This is a genomic window from Methylobacterium sp. WL103, from assembly GCF_008039885.1.
Lineage (GTDB): Bacteria > Pseudomonadota > Alphaproteobacteria > Rhizobiales > Beijerinckiaceae > Methylobacterium > Methylobacterium cerastii.
On record NZ_VRUX01000427.1, the window covers coordinates 1 to 3,720 of the forward strand.

A 3,720-nucleotide genomic window follows, 5' to 3' on the forward strand; every position below is an offset into this window, starting at 1 on the left:
CGCCTCTGGGCCAGGCTCAAAGAGTGGCGCGCCATCGCCACCCGCTACGAGAAGACTGCCGTCAGCTTCATGGGCGTCCTCTCCCTCGCAGCCGCCCTCGATTGGCTCAAGCGATGACACGCCCTAGAAGCTGATTGACGTTTAGTGCTGCATCTCTCGGAATTGCGAATAGTCGTATGGCATCCGAATGTCCCCGGATCGTGTGAAACCCTCGGTCGGTGAACCTTCTTACCGCCCCCTCACTTCCCTCGCTCTGCATGCGCCTGACAACAGCGTCCGTGATCAGGATCGAGGCCTTAGCTTCACGGCAGTGATGCTCGACGCGGCTCGCAACATTCACGGTATCGCCCAGGACCGTCAATTCGAGCCGGCTCTCGCATCCGACATCGCCGAGCACGACAGCGCCGTAATGGATGCCGATGGCAACGGCGACCGCTTCCAGTCCCGACGCCGCACGTTCATCGTTCCATGCCTGGAGCCTCGCCTGCATGGTCAGCGCACATCGTACGGCGTTCGTGGCACTCAGGTCGTTCACTACGGGCAGGCCAAATACCGCGATCAAACCGTCGCCCGTGAACTTGTCCACGGTGCCCTGGTGCTCGAACACACTGGCGCTCAAGGTGCATAGTAATTCACGAAGCATGGCGATCACGTCCTGCGGCTGCAGAACGCTGCAGAATTTCGTGAACCCGATCATATCGACGAACAGAACCGCGGCAGGCTCGTAGCGTGTCGTCGATAGCGCGATGTCGTTCGTAGCGATTTGCTCGACGATGGCAGGCGGAAAAAATCGAGCTAAGTTGTCTTTTTCCTTACCGACCATGATTAGCCGCTCACGAGTGGCGATGTTTAGCAGAGCCAGTTTCGTCGTGATCGCAATGGCGGCGAGGCTGATCAATGTCCGGGCCGAGGCAGCACTATCCAGATCTGCTCCGTGAGTGATGATGTAGCTCAGGCCCGTTAGAAACGCACAGAACGCCGCAGTTCTGATCGTACCAAGGCGCTTAAACCAAAGGGTCGCCAGAACCACGACGACGCTATATAGAACAGCAACGGCGAAATGTAATGGACTCCATGTGTCGAGTAGAAATATAACGATTGCGGATATAAGAACGTAACTCAACGAGGCGGAACCTCGAATAAATTCGAATACCCTTCCCTGCACACCTGCGAATCTCATCGGGGAGGAAACTTCAGACTGCACAGCAGATGCTCCCTCTGGATCGATCACAACCCAAATTACAGAAAAGGTAAATTCGCGATTATTTTGGGATTTCTTAATCCACAGACGCTCCCCGAGCAAGCTTTACAATTTTCTCGTACCGTCGATCTGAATGGGGACGGAATGACGGACATCTCGATGGGTCATGAGGCTTTGGTTGCCGCTCCGCTGCAGCGGGGCGACAGCTACATGACATCCATATGTCTCTTGCAGGGGTTCAGAATACCCGCCGCCGGTCTCAGCGTGCGATGAATCCGCCGTTGATGAACAGGGTCTGTGCCGTAACCCAACCGCTGCTCGGACCGGCCAAGAAAGCGATGAGGGGCGTGATCTCATCGATCTCGCCCAGGCGATTCTGGACGCTCATACCCTTAAGGAATTCAGTGGAATGCTCGGTTTCGGCCGGGTAGAAAAAGGACGTGTTCAAGGGACCCGGCGCGACTGTATTGACCGTGACACCCCGAGCGCCGATTTCCTTGGCCAGGGCACGGGTGAAATGTTCGAGGGGCGCCTTCGACCCTGCGTAGATCGAGTACAGTCCGGTGGTGGCGGCCTGTAGCGTCGTCCCTATGTTAATGATCCGACCGTGATCCGAGATGCGTTTCGCGGCCTCCTGCATGCAGAAGAAGGCAGCCTTGGTATTGACCGCGAAGCTTTGGTCGAAATCGTCCTCAGTGATCTCCACGAAGGGCTTTTTCACCACCTTGCCGACGGTGTTCACCACAATGTCCAGTTGTCCGAACTGACGGTCGATAGCATCGAAGAGTTCTGTCACTTCGCTGACCCGAGCAAGGTTCGCACTGACCAGGAGAGGGGTGCTGCCAAGGTGCTCGATCTCGGCGGCGGTCTCCTCAGCCTCGCCGCGCGAACGCTCGCCATGATAGTGAACCGCCACGCCGCGACAGCCATTCTGCGCTAGCATCACAGCATAGGCCCTGCCTTGGTTACGCGTTGCGCCAGTAACTAATCCGATCTTACCACTGAGATCCCCGCCTGAATTTGTATTTGTCATAGTCTTCCCTCTTTGTTGAGCAGAAGAAAACTAGCCGAAGCTCCCAAGCTTGGCTTTCAGAAATTGCGCGTTCGTAGTAGAAGCCGCGCATTCCGGACGGAAAGCGATCATGGATCAACTCGACCAGCCTGGCTTTCCCGACGTCGCCACCGCCGAAGATCCCGTGCCGAACTGGGGGCGGCTCGTCCGAACGGATTTCGGCACGGCGGCGTGGAATAAGCGAGATGCCGGGGAGATCAGCCAAACCATTCCCCATCATTTGGTATTGTTCTCGTTCGCGCCATTCGCAAATCGCGAGACGCGGTTAGGTGGGACGAGGATACGCACTGCGTCCGCCACCAGCGGGATGTGCGAGATCGTGCCTGCTGGTGCGGATTACTGGGCGCGATGGCACGAGCACAAGGAGGTCGCGGCTTTCGCCCTGTCGGAACGCTGGCTCGATAAGGTGGCGCAAGACAGCTTCGACTTGCCATCAGCAACCGTCATGTCAGACGCATTACCGGTCCTGGATCGCCGTGTGGCCATTCTAGGCGAAATGCTCCGTGACGAGCTCCGATGCGACGCCGATACGGGCATGCCAGACCTGCAATTGGACTCGCTGTTGAACCTTTTGGGGTTCCACTTGCTCAAGCAATATGGCGCCCGCAGCGTAAAACAGGTCGGTGCCGGTTTGTCCGACCGACAGTTCAGGCGGCTGCGGGATTACATGTCTGCGAATTTTGCCGGTACCGTGAAGCTTGACGACATCGCTAGCGTTGTCGGTCTTTCGTCCAGCCAATTGCTCCGCACCTTCCGGCAGCGCACTGGCACGAGCCCTCATCAGTACCTTACCCGCATGCGTCTCGATCATGCGCGTACACTCATCCTCGGTGGACCCATGACTCTGGCAGAGATCGCTTTGACATGCGGGTTCTCTAGCCAGAGTCACCTGACATCCGTGATGCGTCGGGAGGACGGCCTAACACCAGGGGCACTGCGTGCCTGAAGCTGCTCGTGGAGGTCCTTTGAGCGGTTTCGAGACCTTGCTTTCGCCTGTGCATCGAACGTCTTCTTTTGGATAATTCGAAGGGCGCGATGGATGGCCAGGTTGGGTCGGACGCGGTGGGGCGGCTTCTCAACCTGGCAGCTCCGAGACGCACATTTAAAACGTCGAGCCAATACTGCGCTGGCCACGTTCGCAGCGCCCTTTCTCTCCCGGCCGGCATCTGCCGGTTGGGAGATGAGAAATGGGACATTCAGAGTACGACCCAGCCTTCAAGAATCGCCGACCGTGGAATGCAGGACGGAAGCTGGGCGCCAAACGCCCTCTCAAACCACAGCAGGTTTGGGCCATTCGCTTCTGGCTCGACGGAGAGCGGCTGGTCAGCCCCCATTGAAGTGGTCCGCCCTTTGGTATGGCTTTTGAGCCTGGAGGACGGACGAGATGGCAAAGCACCCGAAGCCCGAGGAGATCGTCGCGAAGCTACGTCAGGCGGACGTTCTGATC

At 57.7% G+C, this 3,720-nt stretch carries 3 protein-coding genes and 1 pseudogene; 2 read left to right on the top strand and 2 right to left on the bottom strand.

What is annotated here, in order from left to right:
- Positions 1-117 (top strand): annotated as a pseudogene (locus FV222_RS19875) (IS5/IS1182 family transposase); the annotation flags it as partial.
- Here FV222_RS19875 and FV222_RS19880 read toward each other — a convergent pair.
- Both FV222_RS19880 and FV222_RS19885 read right to left on the bottom strand, forming a co-directional pair.
- Positions 107-1,303 carry an adenylate/guanylate cyclase domain-containing protein gene (locus FV222_RS19880; RefSeq protein WP_147815456.1) on the bottom strand — a complete coding sequence of 399 codons (1,197 nt, stop codon included), beginning with the start codon at positions 1,301-1,303 and terminating at the stop codon, positions 107-109. The pseudogene FV222_RS19875 and the gene FV222_RS19880 sit on opposite strands and share 11 nt — an antisense overlap.
- Before the next feature lie 157 nt (positions 1,304-1,460).
- A complete protein-coding gene (locus FV222_RS19885; RefSeq protein WP_056093234.1) occupies positions 1,461-2,234 on the bottom strand; it encodes an SDR family oxidoreductase in 774 nt (257 codons plus the stop codon).
- Positions 2,235-2,343: 109 nt separating this feature from the next.
- On the opposite strand from FV222_RS19885, the gene FV222_RS19890 reads away from it, so the two are divergent.
- Complete coding sequence (locus tag FV222_RS19890) at positions 2,344-3,219, top strand: AraC family transcriptional regulator (RefSeq protein WP_056093231.1); 876 nt, start codon at positions 2,344-2,346, stop codon at positions 3,217-3,219.
- The last annotated feature ends 501 nt before the right edge of the window (positions 3,220-3,720 follow it).